We start from the raw sequence: 19,381 nt of genomic DNA, 5'->3' as shown, positions 1-19,381 counted from the left end.
GTAAATGTGACCTGATAGTCCGAAAGATATATCGCCCCCGTCGGAAAAGGACATTCCAGAATCCAAAACGGCGCCGCTCCGGTTCTTTTATTCTTTTCGACGGTGAAGTTTGAAGGGAAAGTTTTTATGAGCGCGCCTCCAGCCTCTTAATTTCGTCCCTTATGACGGGAGCTATCTCTCTTGCGATCTGCCGCGCGTCTTTGTCAACGCCTGAGACCACAATATCGCCAAAAGTAATATTGATCGACCGTCCGCCGGTATTCTGCGACGCCTTGATCACCGCCTCGCCCTGATGGAGAAGGTAGGGGCCGGTCCGAGGAACGTAATCCGTACCTGTGGCATACGAGCCGAGAACGCCTGCGCCGCCATTGGGCGATACCGGCGCAAAACCCACCTGGGCCAGAATCCTGAAGGCGTCGATTGCCATGTCGCGCACCATGCTAAGTCCTGATAGGGCGCCCGACACGTCAATGGAGAGCATCCGTTGAGTGGCCAAGAGGTTATCAAGACTCACGAGCGTATCCTCCGTGGCCTTGATGGCGACATTCAGGGCCTCCATGGCGGTCGTTATCTCAGCGATCCGTGCGGTTCCTTTTGCGTGGTTTTGCGCCTCCTGGACGGCCATCTGCTCCCGCACGGTTTGAGACGCCCGGAGCATCTCCATCATCCCCAATTCAGCCGCCTGCCATGTGTCGTAGTATCGTGTAATTTCCACGTCCTGAAATTCCGTGGTCGTCCTAAATCCGGAACCGGAGGTGACGAGTTGCCTCGCCATCTCAGTCTGGGTTATTACCTTACCCATATCCGCATAGGACCTGGCGAGCCGGGTATAGGCTTCTGCCTGCTGATCAATAGGGAGGGTTGCGGCATAAGCGGCGTCCGTCTGCAGCCGAGACCATTTTCTGGACCATTCTTCCATCTCGTTTGCCGCGGGGTTACGCTTATTCCACATCTCATAGATCATGTCGGATGCTTCTTTTTTGCCAGCCATTATATCCCGTTCGATTTTAACCAGATTGGCTGCAGATTTGACCGTCTCGTCATAATAGGTTTTGCGCATCCTGGCTAACTCGTCATACGTAGCCCGATAATTGGCTAACTTCGCCTCATTGTATCTGATCTCCGTCTCTGTTACAGATGCTGCCTGTTTGGCGATGTTGGACTGTTTGGTCTCGTAGTTCGTAACCTCGGCAAGCACTTCCTTTTGTAAAGCGATTTGATTGGTATAGACACTGTCGATGGTCGTGCCGTACTCGGCAAAGAGCTTTGTCACCCGCTCCATCTGATCTGCCTGACGGTCCATCTGGAGTCCCGTCTTAACCGTGTCGGAGAGGGCCTGATATTCTGCGGAGAGCGCCCTCATGTCAAGTACTTCCTCGGCGATCTGCCGCCTAAGGTCATCGCCTGCGAGTTTAAGCGACATGCCACCCATCTGATCAAGCACTGTACTCATATGAGCAAATCCCTTGGTGGTGGCGTCAATCTGCTCTTTAGTTTTCTGAAGCTCGTCCCGGACGTTCTTGAAGCGCGTCTCTATAATATCGGCTATCTGACCGGTCTCTATATCGACGGTCTCGCCTACTTTGACCTGATATTTGACTATGTCGCCTGCCTGCATTGCGTCGGCGAGGGCCTTGGGGCCGAGCATACCCTTGATACCGGACTCGTCAAGCTGTCTCTGTGTAACCCGCCACCTTTCGGCAAGGAACTCCTTGTTCTCCTGAATCCATGCCTTACTTTCTCTCTCTTTATTCCTTTCTCTAACGTTTGATGCGTCATACATTGACCCCAGCTCATATCCTGCGTAGGCCGCACCTGCGATCGCCATACCCGCAAGCATGGGGCCTACGGCAAACAATGACGGGGTGGACGCGACGATCGCTACGGATCTGATTACCGCCTCCAGTGATGTAAATTCTTTTGCGAGAGCAGCGACCTTTAGGGCCGCGGCGCCCAGATGACCGCTTAGCACCCCCAGACCTAAAAAAGCTGCCGGTAATGCAGAATCAACCAAAAGCCTGATGGCGCTTGCGCCCACCTCTCCCCATTTGGCCAGAGCGCCTGATTTATTAAGTTCGGCGAGACTGTCGTTTAGTCCTTTAAGCGCATTGGTCGATAGGGTGATAACCGCGGCGTAGGCGGGTTTAAACAGTTCACCGAGTTTGAGCCTTGCCTCCTCCGAGTAGCGCGTAAGTGACGCGGCCTGTTTACCTACAGTGTCCATGGAGGCGGCATAGGTTCCGGCAATACCTTTTCCGGCCTCAAGGACAACGTTCGTCCGTGCAGTAACCTTCTCCTGTTCGGTGAGGGCGTCGACGATTTTGCCGAGTTTTTGAGCAAGCTGTTCATAACTCTTAGAAAAGTTAACGTTGATCCCGATGCCTCGGAGTACCTCTATCTGGGCTGACTGAATACCTTGGACGAGACGGGAGAGTGCCTCGCTGCTATTTGTATCGCCTATCACTGCCGCATCCTGGGCGATACGGGCGAGTTGAGAGGATTTGCCGAGATCGATGTTAGCTTGAGTCATACGGGTCACAGCAGAGAGGGACTCCTGTGTGGTAATGCCCATACGCCGGACACTATCGGCGTAGCCCTGCATCTGCTCTGTGGAGTACCCGGCGTTTCTGCCTACCGTTGTCAATACAACGCCCAAGGTCTCTACACGGGCGGCAAGGGCTGCCTGATCAATCATGACTTTCATCGCGCCGGTCGCACCGGCAACGGCGGCGGTGACCGCGATCAATGACGTTGCGATGCCGTCGAACGCTGATTTGGCCCCGTGCTGTAATGCCCTCCACGCCCGTTGGGTATCGTCCTCGGCGTTTATTACGATCTTAACGTCCGGCATCTGTCCCCTTTACTGATTCAATCAGCTCTTCAACTTTCGAAAGCAGTTCCAGATCGTTCAATGTAGCTCCGTACATCGCAAGGATCGTGGCGGGATCGACGAGGTCCTTGAGTCTTATGAGCTTTTCTCTCATTGCCATTATTCTTTTCCCCCGATCGGTGAGAGGCGGGATAATGCAGCCCTTTGCAGTTTCGCAATCCGGTATATCACCGTCAATCTCGCGGGCCTCCTCGCAGATCTCGCAAGACACACCAGGGTAGTCGAGCCGTGCCCTGATGTAGTCAATTACTTTTTTTCCTCTGCCGCCGCCTCCGCATCCATGAGGGCCTGAAGATCGATACAGATCTCGTTGACGAATCGCGCAAAATCTACCCACTTACCCATCAAAAAGTCGCAGTTCTGTTCTGTGTAAGGATAGGCCTCGCCGTTCATGGTAAATCCTTCCCAGCCTTTGACCGCGGCCCTGCCCAGAAAGATATCGGCTTTTATCGGATCGTGTTCCTTTTGCAGCTGATGGCCTTTATCCCATGTATTACGTGTAGCCTGACTGTTGATAGTAAACAGTTCAGCCCTTGATACGTACCTTATTTTTACCTTCCCATCCAAAAACGGCGTCCACACCTCGAAGGTCTCTCTTTGTAATCCTGATATATCCATGTCTCCTCCTTTATTTATGCGAGCGGATCTGTCGCCCGCTGGTTGATCCCAGAAATCCATAATGGATCCGTTATACCCGTCATACCGGCCGGAGCCGAGCCTGCGCCGTAGACCTTAAACTCCAGCGGCTCCTTGATGATACCGGCCGCGTCGGCGGGGTCATCGTTGACTAATTGTAAATGAGGGAACTGGAGTGCAAACTGACGGTTGTAGGTCCCTCCTATATTGGCTCCGGTGAATGTGATGTCCATCTTCTGACGGCTGTCGCTGCCTAAGATCGTAAGATACGTGTTGCCTGTGTGCCGTGGGAACTCAAGTTTAAGCGTTATCTCTGGAAGCCCGTCGTTTGTTGGCTCATCGATTAAATCCTGAATGTTGCTCCCGCTCGTGTGCTTATACTGGCCATACACTCCGGTAAGTTTTCTCTGAAAAGAGAGCTCAAACGATGATGGGTAAATTCTATCGCCCACATTCAGAGCCGCGCCGGATTGTGCGTTCATCCGGAACACCCCTTCAGAGAACTTTATCCGGTTTGCCACCTCCATAAACGTCACATTATTGAAGGTGGTTATAGTGTTGATCGTGGAGTCTGCTGTCTTGTTAATCGAAATTACCTTAAATCCGATTGTAAGCGCTTTGCCGAATTCTCCCTTTATGGTAAACCCTGCTATCTTTGCGCTGGTGTGTTCTTCGATGTAGTTCTTCATGTTCTTGGTCAGCGTGCCAAACTCGCCGTCTGTATCTGTTGTGGGTTTATACGTATAAGCATAGGCCGCGGTTGTACCCTGTTTGACCGGCGCCCCCGCGATGCCCATGACTTGAGCCAGCAGCACGTCGAGTCCGTCATAGCGCATGTATGCGTTGAGATCTCCTTCGACTTTTATGGCGCCTAAGATGCCGTCCTTAGAGAAATAAGTGCCCAGAGAATCGTCCACGTCCACAGTTGCATCTTTCTTGATCGTCGATGGTATAATCAAAAGCCCGTCACCCGCTCCGCAGGCCACTGCCGTTCCCCAGACTGCCGCCCTCTTATACGCGGCCTTTATCTCGACTCCTGCTACTCCGCTCATTTAAGCCTCCTCTTTATTTGCAACCGGTTTAGTCTTGGTTGCCGGATCAGGTTTCACTCTTTCAAACACTTCATCGCCGATAAGGTCCTCTTCGACGTCGTATTGCTTTCCTTTTTCGAGGTAGATACCGCTCGTTGCGTGGACTCCGTCTACTTTTGCGATTACTCGTATCTTTGCCATTATCCCTCCTGATAGATGCTATCAAAACTCGTTTCGAAATCTATGCCGTAGGCTGCCATGATCCTGGATATAAAGATAAGATTGACCCGGACCGGTTTAAGAGGCCATATGTCGAGTCCTAAAGTCTGTCCCGCTATTGCGCCGAGCACACCCTTTATCATCTGGTAGCAGCCATGTTCGCCTTCGCGCAGATCCTTCGCTCCTCGCAAGTCCTTGGCCGCGACGACGATCGAGAATGTGGGGGCGTCGTTATAGCTCTGACCATCGACCAGGTCGAGAGCGGAGCCGCCGTAAGCCACGAAGACTACAGGGAACGACATGGGAAGCTTTTCCATATCGCCCTCAAGCTGACCCGCGTAGGTCTCAACAAGTTTGGCGTAGGGTATAGCCGTCCTGATCGCAGTCTTTATCCTGTCTTCAATATCCGTAAAGTCCATTTAGAACCCCGCCAGACTTTCTTTTGTAAAGGTACGGTCATCGTTTGTTTTTGTGTTTACCGCGCTGTCGGAGTTATTTGTAGACAGTTCCTCCGCCGCCCCGATAGAAATCGTCCCCTTAGCTATGGCCTCAAGGAGACGTATCGCATTTTTATACCGGTCAGCCCTTGTCTCCGGAATCTCCTCCACATGTCTGCTGTATAGGTTATAAATCGCGATATCGACTGAGCATTTTTTGATCACGTCGGGTGTGGTCGCAAACGGGACTATGTACCTGCCCGCGCAGTACGCGTTGATCTCTGCGTCGGCCTGCACTACTGCCTCGTCTATCCTTGCAATTACCGGCGCTCCGGTATCTTCGTCATCGGTTAGCTGGATAAGCGCGCCCTCGGGGAGCAGTTTTTTGATATCGTCAATGGTAGAGTACATTTACTGACCGTCCTTTTTATCTGTCTTTTCGGACTCGGCAAGGAGTTCAAGGAGCTGCGCCCTGGTAGGTTTGGGTGGGATTTCAACGCCCCGTTGCGCAAGAAGCGCAATCATCTCCTTGTTAGTTAGAGTTGTCCCCTCCTGCCCGTCTTGGAGCATCTCTACCGAAAGGCCGTCCGCCTGATCTTCTTTGAGGCTTATAGTGTCTCCTGGAGCGTATAGCGTCCCGTCATGGAGTATGTGACCATCTTTTACTATGTATATTGGCATGTAAGTCTCCTTTTTTCCTGACCCTCCCCCGTTGCAGAGAGAGGGCCATGGAAGTAGCTTATTTACGGTACGACGTTCTCAAGCATGTACCCAAGGTCCGCCGCTATGATCTTCTCGTCCGAGTTCCAGGCCGTCTTGAAGTAGTGCGCCCCTTTTATTCCACGCTTAGGGTCGAAGTCCCTCTGAGTCTGACGGAACATCTCCGAGAAGGTGACCCCGAAGGTAATGGTTTTGATACCCGGATTGGGTTCAACGTAGAGCGCCGCGGCATGCTTGCCCCAGAGGCGCGAGAATGTTGGGGTCTGGCCCTCCGCCGAGGTGATATAGCGACCTCGGCCCACAATCCAGTTTTGAACCTCAAAGAGTCCGGCGCACTCCTCTGGTGTGGCGAGCCCTCCGCCATTCTGACCCTTGACTGCGGTCAGTATCTCCGGGAGCCGCCTGAATACCATCCATGTATCTGCGCCCATTATCACAGTGTTGGCACGGATAAAGCAGCCCTCTATGGCGGCAAGGATATTGGCTATCGGGCTTGCGCTTGCCTGTCCCCACTGAGATGTGCCAGACAGGGTCACTTTGTTGCCCGTGGGGTAGTTTAATGGATTGAATACGAGGCTTGCGACCCGTCTTTCTTGAGCAATATCTAAGAGCAGGTTCAAAAACTCGTTCGTATCGACCTCGGGCTGGAGCGGGATATCGGCGTTGTCGATGGCTTCCTGCGGCAACCACTCACCCATGGCGTGGTCCCTGACGGAGTAGTTGTCAGTGACTACTCCCCAGTCCGCTTCGTTTGGTAATGATTTTGGACCGATCGCGTCATCGGCAAGTTTAAAACTGTCTTCTTTGACGTATCTGACAAATTTATCTGATCGCCGCCCCACCTTAACCAAGGGCAGCACCATGGGCCAAATCATGGCCTCGTTCCTGTATTTTACGGACAGGGTGCTTAAAGTCGCATCAACGTGTACTGTTCTTGCTTCTGGCATGGTATACCTCCTATATTTTTGTTACTGCTGCGGTCTCGACGGTGCGATAAGGACAGGGACAATGTCGCCCGCATTCCCGGTCGCCATGGCGATACCTATACTTTGTACGTTGGTACCAGCCGCGCCTGTTATGGCAACACCCTGTCCGGACGCGTCCGCCGTGACAGGTGATCCCCTGACAATACCCCCAGCGCCGATCTTTAGTCGAGATATGCCGGTTAGCATTACGCGCACCTCCGAGCCATTCCCCGCGTCGTGCTGAAAGACGCCGAACATGAGGTCCGCATTTGAAGTAGCGGGGATCATGGTATTGTCGTTTGCGCCAAATTTACCGATGGTATAGGCGGTGATCGCCGCCCCTGCGTTAACCGATTTTTCAATGCCTGATGTTTGTCCTATCATCGTCTGCCTCCTTAGTTAGTCCCGAAAAAGTTCCGGGTGTTCTTTTGATACGTGTAACACCGCGTCCTTGTACGATGCCTTGGGATTTTTCTCCGTAAAATCACTGATGAGTTTCTCCCGCTTCGCGGCGTCTCCGCCTGCGCCCGCATCTTTGTCACCCGTAGCCACTTCCTTAAATTCTATGGCCTTGGGCAAACCTCGGAGGAATGCCTGCATAAATTCTATTGGCGCCTGTTTCTTCTTCTCGTCACCCTCTCCGAACTCTATCGTGGTCTCAATCGCGGCAATCGACTCTAAGAAATTGGTCATGCCCATGCCTACTTTCATCATGGCGGGGGTTAGCGTCCCTTCTTTTTGAAGGGCCTCGCAGAAAGCGGCTATGTCATCTTTTTTGGCCTTTATCTCCCGCTGTCTGATCTTCTCCTCCCGAGCCTTGATATCCTTCTCTCGGGCATTACCGGCCTCGGAGAACTCTTGCGCCGCCTTATCCCGCTCCTCCTTCCTTGCGGCCTCAATTTTGATTTGAAGCTCGGCCTCGCTGAATGTCGCTCCAAGTGGGGACTCCGGGGGATCCGCAATGGTCACTCCCATTTTGCCCGCCTGTTGCTTAATCCAATCAATTGCGTTCATTACTCCCATCTTTCTACCTCCTTCGTGTTGTTTGTGTTCTTCAAATTCAATCGTTATTGCTTCACCTTCTCCGAACTGTATGTCTGGCAGGCCCTTTACCGCCGGGGGCAACGCCCCCAGAAAACCTATATGCCGCAGGGTTCCGTCTCCATAGAGGCTGATAGAGCGCTTCTTGAACATGCCTTTTTTGACCATATCGACAAACTCCGGGACCAGATCTTTAGGCTTAGCATAGAGGGTATCTCCCGTCCGATTTAGAGCCTCTACCCATCCCCACGCTGGCGCGTTATCGGTCGGATGGCCGATGACAACAGGCGCTTCGTGCCGCTTGGGATCGTAGGATGCGACCATACGGTCGAGATCGGCCTCGGTCCATGTCCGCTTATTACCATTAGAATCGGTATGTGTGCCCGTCCGGAATACTGGGATCTGCATTATGTCCTCCTGGTCGATGAGATAGTTTTCTATGGCGGTCCTGATCTCCGGCCAGTCCTCGTCCTGTACCATGAGGTACGGCCTTGCGGGGATCGTCACCTTAAGACCACTGCCTGCTTTGCCGCCGAGCTGATGGATGCGTCCGTATATCACGTTAGTGCCAATCTCCACTCTGTCGCTGTAGGCCTTATGTTTGATGGAGTTTCTAAGGCGGGCTGTACGCATCAGTACTTTGCTTTTCTGTAGCTTCCGTTCCTGGGGCTTTCTGACTATACCTTTTAGCGTGTATGTCCTGGATCGTCCTCTTCCTGCCATGATCGTGGACAGCGCGTTCGGCTGCCATCGCTCCGGCCTGCCGCCTGCCTCAAAGTTCCGGATAATGGAGGATCGCACTATATCGCCTACTTCCTTCATGGCCGGCTTGAGATCCGTTGCCCTTTTGGTCAGAGCAGTAAGGAGATCCTTAAGCTCCTTGTCCTGGATATCAACAGTTATCTTAAAATCGTCCACTTGACACGTCCTTATTCTGTGGTATACTTAATCCTTGTCGGCGCCGTGGGCCGCGCACCCGATACGGCAAAGACCGGCCACGTTCCGCGCGGGGGACGCTTGACCCCATATTACCTGCCATAGAGCAAAATCCCCATTCTGATTCGATCCAAATATCCGACGTCATCCGTGTACAGCATCGTATAGCCTGTCCATTGACCCCGGGAGCTCTCCGCGACGAGAAGAACAGGTCTGTCCTTGCCTGCACGAATAACGGATATATATCGCTTTCTGAGCATTATCCTGCCCGTATCCTTTTCTTTTTCGGCTTGCAGCCATATCTCATAGGGGTTTTGTACTACGTCGGCTATGAAGGGCAAAAACCGTTCCCTTCCATCGAGATTAAGGTGATCAATCAACACATCGTTGAGTATAAGCGGATCGCCGACATGGTCCGTAAGGGCTTGCCCGGCCATCCCGGATTTATACATCTCGGCCGCTTTTTTACCTCTGGGCCATAGCGGGATGGATGTAGCCATATAGTCCGTAATATCTCGCGCTTTTGGTCGCCCGTAGGTCTCAAATGTTTTTTTGATGAGCGGGGTCCAGCGTTTTGGATCGCTTTGGAGCCTCAAAAATTGCTCGTCGGTAAGCGCCTTGCCCATAGCTTCTCCTGGGTTGGTTCTAAAGCCTGGATCCGCGGCAGGGATCGGATTCTTATCAACATTAAGCTTCTCCCGGTCAAGCTCCCTCTGGGATAAGCTCCTCACCGTGCACCTGCACCTAAAGCCGTTGGGCGGATAGTTCTCACGCCACCAGGGATCGTCATGGCGCATAACTCTGCGGTGCATTATGGCGTGCAGCGGCCTGACGCTGCCGTCCATTACGGCCACGTACTGCCAATAAGGACGATTGCCGGTCAGTTCGGTCTGCTGTGCGTAATGACCCGCCTGATACGCCCCTTGAATGTTAGTCCGATAGATCGTGTCTAAGCGGTGCGGGTTCATGCCGCCCCACCCGCGTTTCTCAATGGTTTCTTTAACTGATTTCTTAAAATCCGCGAATGTCGTACCGTCCGCTATGGCCTTATCAATACCGGTATAAAGGTCGGTGAGCACGTCCATACGGGCAACGCCAGCCGCCGTAAACGCTTTAGCTTTTGCCTCGTCGGTGAGCTGTCTGTACTTATCCGGTGTGAGGGGTACTTTGTCCCGGAAGAACCTGATTGCCTCGTCGAAGGGAAGGAGCGTAAAATCAATCATTCGAGAGATCTCCCTTTTAGATCGGCCATAAAAATAGCCTGCGCCAATACCTCACGAAACCGCTCCATATCGATACCGGCGTATGCCTCTCCGAGCTTAGTCTGCAGATCGTCATAGGACTCTGCGGAATCGACTATCCCCTGAAGCGAACCGAAGCCTATGGCGCCTTTTTTAAGGGCGTCGTCTGCAAGGGCGTCTATATCCTTTTGCGCGGCGATGAGTCCGGCAAACGCCGACCCTTCGGAGAAAGAGGAGCCGTCCTGGTTTTTTGAAGGGTTGTCCGAAGCGGGTGGGTTTATCAGCTCCTCGCCGTCATCGGGCTTGGGAATGTTATATGTGTCGTAGAAATACTTAGTCCCTATGGGGACGCACATGTCCGCGAGTATCTTGTCTCGCTCCGCGAGTAACTTTAAATCCTTATCCGGGCTGGTCCTGATCCATACTTTGGGGTACTTGGTTACGCCCGAAAAGTTATAATCCACGATCCAGCGCACCAACTGACTGTTAAGGGCCGCTGACAGGCTGTCCGCGTCCGCCTTGATGTAATCCTCGCGGACGGTATTATGGGTTTGAGAGGCTGCGTAGCTGCCTTTGCTGCCGATCTCGGTCGTTAATGTCTGACCGAGTATGACCTTGGAGATGGAAGCGTTCATAAAATTACATAGACTCTCGTAGGCGTTGACCGTGCCTGAACGTGTTGCCTCAAGGAGTTCAATTACTACGTTATTTGGTATCGCGATGGACGATTCTTGCTGGATGGCGTCTGCGGCCCATAGAAGATCATGCTGCTGCTCCTTTGGTGTGCCGGGCGGGTATTTTACGATGGTGGTGGGGCTGGCAAATTTATCGGCAAAGGTCATCCAAAATTTGACGCCATTTTTTTTAAACCACACGGGCCAATAGAGGGATCTGCCCAGACCATCACCGAAGGGCGAGCCGTTATCAGACGCGTTGGCATAGACAATAAATTTACAGGGCGGTACCGCCTCGCCCTCGAACATGTCCCGGACTGTGAGGAGCCTCAAGTTGCGCTCAAGATCAAACGTAAAGCGCCTCGACGCCTTGCCTATAATCTCTTTAATCCAGACCTGACCTTCTGAGTACTCCCACATCACCTCCGAGACTTTATAACCAAGGACGATACCGGAGAGAAGGGTCTTCCTCGCGTCGTCGTAATTGCATGCGAGTAAAACCTCTTTTACATAATCGGCTATTCTTTGGTCTATCCTTTTATCGCTGGCTGGCGTTACGTCCCATTCTTTGCCAACCACGGCAAGGGCGCGAGTCTGCAGATTAGACCCTACCTGATCGTCACGGAGCAGATCCTCATATAGCTCTATACCACTGCCGCCCGATTCTCGCCTTAGGACCTTATCCGGATTAATCTGGCCCTTGCCCATATAATCCTGAAAAATGTCTTTTTCGGTTGTTGCAATCTCGTCGGTGGTGAGTTTAGGGGTTTCAGGCATGGCGGTCCTCCCGTAAACAGCCAAGGAAAGGCCCCGTTGACGCGTTATAACACGTGTCAAACACTTTGGGCGTGTATTTAGGCATGTGGCCCTCTGTCATGCGAAAAACCCCCCTATTTTTTCACTCTGCCGTTTTATTCCCGAAGAGGCAAACTCCATCTTCCATCCCGCATATTCCTCGGCCATGGCGACTGCGCCCTCCAGGGCGTCCGGGCCATCGTCGTTTATCGTGGTAGAAGGGAAATAGATCAACTGTTCCACAAGAAGGTCCTGGTCGCTGTGACCCTTCTGGAAACGAATAATGCCGCGCTCAACGAATGCAGAGAGCCGTGAGACTCTCGATTCTTTCGACACGGAATGCTTCACGCCACGGATGGGAAGGATATATTTCTTTTCTTTAGCCACAAGCCTGAAAGGACTCTGGGCGAATTCGCCTAAAGCGTTTTCTTCCATGCCGAAGCCTATGGGCCTAAACTCTTCATAGCGGGAGTAGCCGACTCTCGCCATCATGTCGATGGAGCAACGGCGGATGAAAGATTCGAGGATATACATGATTCCATCGTCATCTACGCCGAGAACGATGATTGCCTTATAGTCATTAGACGCACCATTCTCCATGGAGGGATCGATATAGATATAGGACCTAAGTCTTTTGCCGATTAGCTCCTCGGGGTGGTAATAGCGGATCCACTCCTCTCGGAACATGCCGTCCTCGTCCTTGGGGTCGTTCATAAACTCCTGGTTAAAATTGATCGTGCCGATCTGCCGACGCTTCTTCTCTAATCGCTCAAGGGGCCACTTCTCAGGCCATAGAGGCGTTCCGTCCTGGATTGCCCTATAGACCTTCGAGAGATAGAGGGGCCTCTCTCCTTCGTCCTTGGCGTTAATAAACCAGGAGAGTACGGAGTTTTTAGCGAGGATCGTGCCGATCATCATCATAGAAAAGTTTTCCGCGAGAGATCCCATAACAGCAGTCAAAATCCAGTTGACCGCCTCTTTTACAATCTTAGGGTTTCTGACGTTCTTGTCATTCTCAAGGTCATCGATAATCACCCGGTCCGGGCGGAACTGCCTGTTCCTAAGTCCCCTCACGCGCTGGCCACGGCCTCGGGCTTTAACCCTTATGCCGTTTCTTGTTGTGAAATCGTTGTCGCTCCACGATGGGCCTTTCAGGCTCCCGAAGTCCGCCCTGATCCGCTCGTTCTCTTCAAGCTCAAGTTTGATGAATACGTTAAAGTCAGCGGCAAGGTCCTCTGTATCGGAGATAAGGATAATGAAGCGCTTCCGCTCAAGACAGATGTCCTCAATGGGCGTCTCGAAGGAGACGATGGTCGACTTCGCATGCTCCCTTGGGGCGGCGATAAAGACCGGCTCATCCTCCACTTTTGCTAATTCGTAGATTTCCTTGTGGAATTCTGGAGACGGTTTGTTGAAATAATGGGGGAGATATGTCCGCGCGAAATAGCCGTCGTCCGTCCGGGATTTTCTGATCCGCTCTTCCCGCGCTGCGGGAGATATATCCTCGAAGGGCGTCGCCTCGGTGCGCATTTGCGCCCTTACCGCCGCAATCTTCCTCTTGATCTCAGTTTTAGACGCCATCCGGCTTTACCTCTTCAAAGAACCGATCAATAAGGTCAAATACAGTTTCCTGAACGGCCTTCTCCTTCTCCGTGGCCTTGGCTTTGATAAATTTTACAAACTCGTCCATGACCATCGGTGTCATGGCGTATAGGTCCGGTTTCTCCGAAGCCTTCTTTCTGACCTCCGAGATGGTTTTGACTAAAGCCGTATAAGCGTAGGTAGCTTGGTTATCGACCCCGCAATCTCCGAGGGTGTCAAAGAAGCGGTCATATTTCGCTTTCTGTTTCTCGAGATCCGCGATTAGCTGATCGGTCGCGTCGATAGCGGCTACATCCGCTATTTCTTTTTCTTTGATCTCCGCCCGTGTAGCCCGATCCTTCCAGCCGTACTTCTCCGTCCACTCATAGATCGTGGGCTTGCTGATGGTGTAGCCCTGCTTGGCGAGTTCACGGAGCGTCATTTCCACGTTCTGGCCGCTACGTCTCCATGTCTGGTAGGCCGCCTCGATGGTCTCGGCCATGTAGCTCTTCCTCGCCATTAAAACCCCACGTCAACGCCGCGGGTGTCCGCAAATCCATCAATTACGTCTAGGCCTTGGGCGGTAATGGTGATCATGGTGATCTCAAAGCCCTTAGCACCCCTCGTCTCCTTCTTTACGCAGCCCTTTTTTTCCAGATAGACGATGTGGCTCTCCAATTCCTCCGCAGGCATAGTGTAGCGGAGATCGTCCAAAAGCCGGTGGAGTACGAGGAAGTCGATGGGCCCAGGGCTTAACCAGTTCACTTGTAATATAACTAAATCTATGCTATACTCTCCAATGTGGAGAGATTTGTTGGTATAGGAGAAGCCGCCAGGGCGCTTGGCGTGTCGATCACCACGTTACGGCGCTGGGAGGCGTCTGGCCGACTTACCGCTGAACACACGGCAGGCGGTCACCGTCGCTACGATCTGGCAAAACTCAAGCCAGAATTATTTCACACGAATAATGAGGCCAACCGCCGCACCATCGCCTATGCCCGTGTTTCCAGCCATGACCAGAAGGATGATCTTGGGCGTCAAAAGCAAGTACTTGAACTCTACTGTGCTCGTCAGGGCTGGACATTTGAGGTTGTATCCGATCTTGGGTCTGGGATGAATTACCACAAGAAGGGCTTGAAGCGGTTGCTGGAAGCCATCATCGACGGTCATATTGGTCGCCTAGTCATAACACACAAAGATCGGTTGCTGCGTTTTGGCGCTGAATTGGTATTTGCCATCTGCGAAGCCAAAGGCGTGGAAGTGGTGATTTTGAATCAAGGTGAAGATACCACATTTGAAGAAGATCTTGCCAAGGACGTATTGGAGATCATCACCGTATTCTCGGCCCGGCTATATGGCAGCCGCTCACGTAAAAACCAGAAACTGCTTGATGGTGTGCGCCAAGCCGTAGAGGCGTCTCAATGCTAACCGCCCACAAGATCGCGCTCAACCCGAACAACGTGCAGCGCACCTACCTGTCTCGTGCAGCAGGTACGGCTCGCTTTGCCTATAACTGGGCACTTACCGAATGGACACGCCAGTACGAGGCATGGAAAACCGACAACACATTACCCAAGCCGTCACAGTATGCGCTGCGCCGCCGACTCAACGCCATCAAAGGCGAACAGTTTCCGTGGATGCTGGAAGTCACCAAAAATGCGCCGCAGATGGCGATTATCCAGTTGGGCGACGCTTTCAAGAACTTCTTTGCAGGGCGTGCCCATTATCCCAAGTTCCGCAAGAAAGGTATCCATGACAGGTTCAGTCTCACCAATGACCAGTTCAAGGTAGCCGGTTCACGCCTCAATATTCCCCGCTTGGGCTGGGTACGGATGTTTGAAGGCTTGCGATTTACAGGTAAGATCATGTCGGCCACAATCTCCCGTTTAGCTGACCGCTGGTATGTCAGTATCACTGTTGATACTTCCATCCACCTTCCCAAAACCGAAAACCAAGGCGCGGTTGGTGTGGATCTGGGCATAACATTCTTGGCAACACTATCGACGGGAGAGACAATCTCTGGCCCCAAACCTCATAAGGCGCTATTAGGTCGCCTGCGGCGGTTTTCCCGCAGCTTGAGCCGCAAACAGAAGGGATCGGCCAATCGGCGTAAGGCCAAACAGAAGCTGGCAAGGCTGCATTACCGTATCGCCAATATCCGTAAGGACGCCTTGCACCAGCTCACGACCAACCTCACATGTCGGTTCCATACCATAGGTATTGAGGACTTGAACGTGCGGGGCATGGAGAAGAACCGCCATCTTGCCCGTTCCATTGCCGACATGGGGTTCTTCGAGTTCCGCAGACAACTGGAGTATAAGACCGCGATGCGGGGCGGAAATGTAGTTGTTGCTGACAGGTTTTTTGCCAGCAGCAAGGTGTGTTCGGCTTGTGGGAACAAATTAGATAAACTGCCGTTGTCGGTGCGTAAGTGGACGTGTCCGGTCTGCGGTAATGTCCATGATCGTGACGTAAATGCGGCAATCAATTTGAAGAATATGGCGGTGAGTTCCACCGTGTCAGCCTGCGGAGAGGAAGGCGCTGGCCTTGGGCAAAAGCTCAAGGTGAAGGCGGCCTCGGGGAAGCAGGAAGTCAATAGCAAACCCGTCACTGGTCAGATTCGATCAGATTCTTGTAGGTTTGTGTAAGTTTGGCGGAACGGTGTTCCTGGGCGAGCAGCTTGAGAATTGCGCCTCTTATTCTTTTGTACCGTTCCGTTTTAGCATCCATTACGGTCCTCCACGCGTTCGAGTTTTCCCGCGATGAATTTCAGGAGGATGATGATCTCCCGGTGTTCGCTGTTGTCCTTGGTCACAAATGCCTGTACGGAGTCCCTGAGTCCCTCCGTGCCCTGGGCAAGCTGGGCGAGGGACGTCGCCTGCCCCTGCTGGGCTTTTATGAACTCGCCCAGATATTTGTCGGCGAGCTTATAAAGGGCGGTGAGCGTGAACCACGCGATCACCATACCGGGACCCCAGAAGCAAAGGGACTTTGCGACCTCCGACCAGGTCACTGTGCGGTCTTCCCCTTTGCGATCTCCGCCTCGACCGCTGTTATTATGTCGTCTGCGGATCTCATGCGGGCGGCCTCCAGAGTAGCGATCTCCTCGTCTACGGGCATGGCTGTGTTGGTTCGTACTATGGTGGTAAGCCTCACCGCGAGGTTGAGCACGGCTGGCAACATCTCTAACGCTGTGACGATATCCATGTTATTCCTCCCCTAAGTGGTATTTTTTGGCGATTTCTACAAATTCTGAGGATCGGGCCGCGACCGTGAGGACGGCGACGACGATAGCCGATTCTGTGTCCTGTGTAGGCGACTTGAGATAGGCTTCTCTTGCGTCTATGAGCGTACCCTGGGCAGTCCGGAGTGTCTCGTAGGCCTGTTTTACATCATTGAACTGACTCTCTGTGATGGCGCCTGACGCCTTTAGTTTCACTGCCTCGGCAAGAGCAGCCTCGGCGGTGACTTTCGTGATCTGTGCGGTCTTTACCGCCGTGGAGCCTCCGGAGCCTCCGCACGCGGTCAAAAGGATGGATGCCGCGAGCAAAACCATACCTGCCGTCATAAACCGTCCGTTTTTCTTCATTACGCTATTCCTCCTTGTTTTTTCAGTTCTTCGGCTTTCTGCCAGGCGCGGATTGTTCTGCCTATCCACCCGGCAAAATAGGGACCGTACTTCTGGGGATTCTTGCAGCGTAAATCCCAATAAAACATCTGTCTCCGTAGGGTATAGCTCGCCGGATCGGTGGCCGATAGGATTGCCTTTGCCGCTGCCGGTCCCGCGTTATACGCAAAGTCGCATGTGATCAGGTCAATCCCCGTAGGAAGATTATCCCCGCCGACGAGATTCCAGAACTGTTCCCGTATAACTTTACTGACGACCGTCTGATCGACGAGCGCCACGTCCTTCTCATCGATAACGCCATCATGGTTCAAATCAAGCTTGAGCGACCTCATCAAGCCGATTGTGATTCCCATATTGGTCGCCCCCGCGTGGTCTACCGTCTGGCCTCCTTCTTCCTTGATGATGAACTGTACTGTTGATTCAAAGTTTTCTTTCATGGTTTCCTCCATTTAAGCTTTTAAAGCCAGGGGAGGGCTTAGGCCTTGACAGCACTATGCCCTCCGGTTGGTGGTGCTGGGGGGGGGTGAAAAGATGTGTTCCTTGCATGGGTAAAATGTAAAATATGGGGCGAATTACGTCCGCTGAAGTACTTCAGAAATTTACTTCTTTTAGAAAAGGGGTGGTTGTTCCTGCGAGGGATTAGTGCTTAATATTTCACGTACCCAGCGTTCTGTCAAACTATATTTTATCGCGAGGTCCCGGTAATTGGTTCCCGTGAACTCTTTTTTGATCGCCTGGTCGCGCTTCTTGCGGAGGATCCCGTCGAGCTGAGGAAAATAAAACGGGAGACCGCCCAGATATTCGGAGAGCCTCACTGCAGCCTCGACGCCGATAATCGCCGCTACCTGCCGGTAGCTCTCCGGAAGGTCTTCGGTGGTGAGGTGGGGAATGATCGTCTGAATCCACTGGTCCATTATTAGGCCTCCTGATTATAACGACAGACGCAGTGCTTCTCGGCTTTGATCATTGCCTTTAATCCTTCTATGACCAAGGTGGCCTGAATAGATGTCACGACTTTGTCAAATTTCATTCGTTTCTTTAGCCATGCGTTATAGCGGATGGAGTTAAATGCCCAGCTATGGGCATGGCGCAAGTCCTCAATCATGTGGAGCTGGTCGGGGGAAGCGAGTAATGTCACGTTCGCGGAGATCTTCTCCCGCTTCGGTCGTGGCGCACAGGTCCAGCAGCGCTTGCCGGAAAGTAAATCAATGAAGTTCCGAGCCTGACGCATGGTGAGTTTCGTGCAGGACATAACGCCGAAATGATCGGCGAGGAGCTGCCGGTATGCGTCATCGGAGAGATCGCGTTCTTTCTGCAGCATCTTTATAAGCTTGATCTGGCCTTTGTTGATGGGGGCGTTAGTCATATCATTCTTCCCGTATCAAGAGATACCGATACTTTTCTTCAAGGGGCGGCCGGTCCTCCCTTAGCTCCATTCTCTCCACACCGCAGACCTGACACTGATAATGATAATGGGCCGAGGTCGCGCCGATCCGCTTCATTACGTTGCCGCTCTCCGGTGGACAGTTCCAGCAGATGGGGTTATCCATTATCCACGCCCTGGCGATTTCGCGGGCTGGGCGATGGCCCAGCCGTCATCGTTCGTTTCGGCGTACTTGCGCCTGCTCATCTGACAGATTGTCTTAAACAGGGTTTCCTGCCGGGGTATGGTAAGGCCGCTGACGTGCTTTAGTCTTTCTAAAGGTTTGCTCTTTTCGTGGGCTTCTTTCAGCTTCATTCTTTACCCCTGATACTCTCAATGTTCGGTTCGACGCTGATCTTATCATCCGTTTTAACCCTCGCACCTACTTTCGCAAGAGTACCGGCATCAAGGAGCTTCATTGTCTCCTTGTCCGGTTCTTTCGAGATCCGGAGGTATCCGTCCAGACCCAAGGCCTCCAGGGCGGCGACAGTGGCTTTTTTCGATTTGATAACTACCTTGTGGACGACCCGGTATGCTACAACCCCAAAAGTGAGGTCTTTCGAGCGGACCTTGGTAAACTCATCTTTGTGAGATTCAGCGTAGAGCGTGATGTTTCCTTCAAGATTATTCCGCTCGGCAATGAGACCTTCGGCCTTTATGTCGTAGTCCGCCTTGATCTCGTTAACCCTGAGTGTCATCTCACCTTCCAGTTTGCTGAGACTGATGTCAATCTCTCCCATGCGGCGGAGGGCCTGGTCTACTTCCTGCCAATCAGCGCAATCACCTATCAACTGCTTTTTTGTTGTCATAAATCCCCCTAATTGCCCCGCACGGCTTTCAGAGTCCCGCGGGTTGTCTTTGTACCGATCTTTTTGAAGCGCCTATAATCCCTGATGGTGATGTCTCTCGTCTCGTAGCACTCAATGAGATGTCCATTATCATCTCTCAGATAAATCATGGTGCAGTTTTTATACACTTCTACTTCTATCGTCACTGAAACACCGCCCATAGGTATCCTCCAGCGATCCCCAAGATCGCGGCGGCCACAAGCTTTGCCCTTGCAGTCCACTTCTTTGCATCTGTTTCCTGTGGATCGCCCCAAGCGTAAATATTTATGGGGTAGATTGTCCGCTTCACTTCTGTCGCCATCCTTTTTTGCATGTA

At 52.5% G+C, this 19,381-nt stretch carries 29 protein-coding genes; 2 read left to right on the top strand and 27 right to left on the bottom strand.

Annotation, left to right across the window (positions count from 1 at the left end; genetic code table 11):
• Positions 1-124 precede the first annotated feature (124 nt).
• The 16 genes from LBQ00_06850 to LBQ00_06775 form a co-directional block, all read right to left on the bottom strand.
• Positions 125-2,851, bottom strand: a complete 2,727-nt coding sequence (locus LBQ00_06850) for a hypothetical protein (GenBank protein ID MDR2018571.1) — start codon at positions 2,849-2,851, stop codon at positions 125-127.
• Complete coding sequence (locus LBQ00_06845; protein ID MDR2018570.1) at positions 2,838-2,990, bottom strand: hypothetical protein; 153 nt, start codon at positions 2,988-2,990, stop codon at positions 2,838-2,840. Before LBQ00_06845 ends, LBQ00_06850 begins: the two co-directional genes overlap by 14 nt.
• 146 nt (positions 2,991-3,136) lie before the next feature.
• Positions 3,137-3,508 (bottom strand): hypothetical protein, encoded by a 372-nt coding sequence (locus LBQ00_06840; GenBank protein ID MDR2018569.1) that lies wholly within the window; start codon positions 3,506-3,508, stop codon positions 3,137-3,139.
• Positions 3,509-3,522: 14 nt separating this feature from the next.
• Complete coding sequence (locus LBQ00_06835) at positions 3,523-4,578, bottom strand: hypothetical protein (GenBank protein ID MDR2018568.1); 1,056 nt, start codon at positions 4,576-4,578, stop codon at positions 3,523-3,525.
• Complete coding sequence (locus LBQ00_06830; GenBank protein MDR2018567.1) at positions 4,579-4,758, bottom strand: hypothetical protein; 180 nt, start codon at positions 4,756-4,758, stop codon at positions 4,579-4,581. It lies immediately after the preceding gene.
• Positions 4,758-5,195 carry a DUF1834 family protein gene (locus LBQ00_06825; protein MDR2018566.1) on the bottom strand — a complete coding sequence of 146 codons (438 nt, stop codon included), beginning with the start codon at positions 5,193-5,195 and terminating at the stop codon, positions 4,758-4,760. The genes LBQ00_06830 and LBQ00_06825 overlap by 1 nt, the downstream gene beginning before the upstream one ends.
• On the bottom strand, positions 5,196-5,624 hold the full coding sequence (locus tag LBQ00_06820) for a DUF1320 domain-containing protein (GenBank protein ID MDR2018565.1): 429 nt from the start codon (positions 5,622-5,624) through the stop codon (positions 5,196-5,198).
• A complete protein-coding gene (locus LBQ00_06815; protein MDR2018564.1) occupies positions 5,625-5,894 on the bottom strand; it encodes a hypothetical protein in 270 nt (89 codons plus the stop codon).
• Between the two features lie 62 nt (positions 5,895-5,956).
• Positions 5,957-6,880, bottom strand: a complete 924-nt coding sequence (locus LBQ00_06810) for a hypothetical protein (protein MDR2018563.1) — start codon at positions 6,878-6,880, stop codon at positions 5,957-5,959.
• A gap of 21 nt (positions 6,881-6,901) precedes the next feature.
• Positions 6,902-7,282 carry a DUF2190 family protein gene (locus LBQ00_06805; protein ID MDR2018562.1) on the bottom strand — a complete coding sequence of 127 codons (381 nt, stop codon included), beginning with the start codon at positions 7,280-7,282 and terminating at the stop codon, positions 6,902-6,904.
• Between the two features lie 15 nt (positions 7,283-7,297).
• Positions 7,298-8,857, bottom strand: a complete 1,560-nt coding sequence (locus LBQ00_06800; GenBank protein MDR2018561.1) for a phage virion morphogenesis protein — start codon at positions 8,855-8,857, stop codon at positions 7,298-7,300.
• A 110-nt stretch (positions 8,858-8,967) separates the two neighbouring features.
• Positions 8,968-10,098 (bottom strand): minor capsid protein, encoded by a 1,131-nt coding sequence (locus LBQ00_06795; GenBank protein MDR2018560.1) that lies wholly within the window; start codon positions 10,096-10,098, stop codon positions 8,968-8,970.
• Positions 10,095-11,567: a DUF935 domain-containing protein gene (locus LBQ00_06790; GenBank protein ID MDR2018559.1), complete on the bottom strand. Its 1,473-nt coding sequence runs from the start codon at positions 11,565-11,567 to the stop codon at positions 10,095-10,097. Before LBQ00_06790 ends, LBQ00_06795 begins: the two co-directional genes overlap by 4 nt.
• Before the next feature lie 96 nt (positions 11,568-11,663).
• Positions 11,664-13,166: a hypothetical protein gene (locus tag LBQ00_06785; protein ID MDR2018558.1), complete on the bottom strand. Its 1,503-nt coding sequence runs from the start codon at positions 13,164-13,166 to the stop codon at positions 11,664-11,666.
• A complete protein-coding gene (locus tag LBQ00_06780; protein ID MDR2018557.1) occupies positions 13,156-13,668 on the bottom strand; it encodes a hypothetical protein in 513 nt (170 codons plus the stop codon). The genes LBQ00_06785 and LBQ00_06780 overlap by 11 nt, the downstream gene beginning before the upstream one ends.
• A 17-nt stretch (positions 13,669-13,685) precedes the next feature.
• Positions 13,686-13,931, bottom strand: a complete 246-nt coding sequence (locus LBQ00_06775) for a hypothetical protein (protein ID MDR2018556.1) — start codon at positions 13,929-13,931, stop codon at positions 13,686-13,688.
• 36 nt (positions 13,932-13,967) lie between these two features.
• Here LBQ00_06775 and LBQ00_06770 point away from each other — a divergent pair, with 36 nt between their 5' ends.
• Entirely contained in the window at positions 13,968-14,594 is a 627-nt protein-coding gene (locus tag LBQ00_06770; GenBank protein MDR2018555.1) for an IS607 family transposase, read from the top strand.
• Positions 14,588-15,814, top strand: coding sequence for a transposase (locus LBQ00_06765; protein ID MDR2018554.1), 1,227 nt, complete (start codon positions 14,588-14,590; stop codon positions 15,812-15,814). Before LBQ00_06770 ends, LBQ00_06765 begins: the two co-directional genes overlap by 7 nt.
• 71 nt (positions 15,815-15,885) lie before the next feature.
• Here LBQ00_06765 and LBQ00_06760 read toward each other — a convergent pair whose 3' ends face one another.
• From LBQ00_06760 to LBQ00_06710, 11 genes are all read right to left on the bottom strand, one after another.
• Positions 15,886-16,131, bottom strand: coding sequence for a hypothetical protein (locus tag LBQ00_06760; GenBank protein MDR2018553.1), 246 nt, complete (start codon positions 16,129-16,131; stop codon positions 15,886-15,888).
• A gap of 44 nt (positions 16,132-16,175) precedes the next feature.
• On the bottom strand, positions 16,176-16,373 hold the full coding sequence (locus tag LBQ00_06755) for a hypothetical protein (protein MDR2018552.1): 198 nt from the start codon (positions 16,371-16,373) through the stop codon (positions 16,176-16,178).
• Between the two features lies 1 nt (position 16,374).
• A complete protein-coding gene (locus LBQ00_06750; GenBank protein MDR2018551.1) occupies positions 16,375-16,755 on the bottom strand; it encodes a hypothetical protein in 381 nt (126 codons plus the stop codon).
• Positions 16,755-17,231: a hypothetical protein gene (locus tag LBQ00_06745; protein ID MDR2018550.1), complete on the bottom strand. Its 477-nt coding sequence runs from the start codon at positions 17,229-17,231 to the stop codon at positions 16,755-16,757. The genes LBQ00_06750 and LBQ00_06745 overlap by 1 nt, the downstream gene beginning before the upstream one ends.
• A 171-nt stretch (positions 17,232-17,402) precedes the next feature.
• Entirely contained in the window at positions 17,403-17,708 is a 306-nt protein-coding gene (locus LBQ00_06740) for a hypothetical protein (protein ID MDR2018549.1), read from the bottom strand.
• A gap of 2 nt (positions 17,709-17,710) precedes the next feature.
• The gene (locus LBQ00_06735; protein ID MDR2018548.1) at positions 17,711-18,160 is read right to left on the bottom strand and encodes a regulatory protein GemA; all 450 of its coding nucleotides are present in this window, start codon (positions 18,158-18,160) and stop codon (positions 17,711-17,713) included.
• A gap of 1 nt (position 18,161) precedes the next feature.
• Positions 18,162-18,344, bottom strand: a complete 183-nt coding sequence (locus tag LBQ00_06730; GenBank protein ID MDR2018547.1) for a hypothetical protein — start codon at positions 18,342-18,344, stop codon at positions 18,162-18,164.
• A complete protein-coding gene (locus LBQ00_06725) occupies positions 18,344-18,532 on the bottom strand; it encodes a hypothetical protein (GenBank protein ID MDR2018546.1) in 189 nt (62 codons plus the stop codon). Before LBQ00_06725 ends, LBQ00_06730 begins: the two co-directional genes overlap by 1 nt.
• Positions 18,529-19,026 carry a host-nuclease inhibitor Gam family protein gene (locus tag LBQ00_06720; protein MDR2018545.1) on the bottom strand — a complete coding sequence of 166 codons (498 nt, stop codon included), beginning with the start codon at positions 19,024-19,026 and terminating at the stop codon, positions 18,529-18,531. Before LBQ00_06720 ends, LBQ00_06725 begins: the two co-directional genes overlap by 4 nt.
• An 8-nt stretch (positions 19,027-19,034) precedes the next feature.
• Positions 19,035-19,226 carry a hypothetical protein gene (locus LBQ00_06715; protein MDR2018544.1) on the bottom strand — a complete coding sequence of 64 codons (192 nt, stop codon included), beginning with the start codon at positions 19,224-19,226 and terminating at the stop codon, positions 19,035-19,037.
• On the bottom strand, positions 19,208-19,378 hold the full coding sequence (locus LBQ00_06710) for a hypothetical protein (GenBank protein ID MDR2018543.1): 171 nt from the start codon (positions 19,376-19,378) through the stop codon (positions 19,208-19,210). Before LBQ00_06710 ends, LBQ00_06715 begins: the two co-directional genes overlap by 19 nt.
• Positions 19,379-19,381 lie beyond the last annotated feature (3 nt).

It is taken from the genome of Syntrophobacterales bacterium, assembly GCA_031274925.1.
GTDB lineage: Bacteria > Desulfobacterota > Syntrophorhabdia > Syntrophorhabdales > Syntrophorhabdaceae > PNOM01.
The sequence above is the reverse complement of the archived record's forward strand: the minus strand, read 5'-3'. Positions and strand labels throughout refer to the sequence as shown.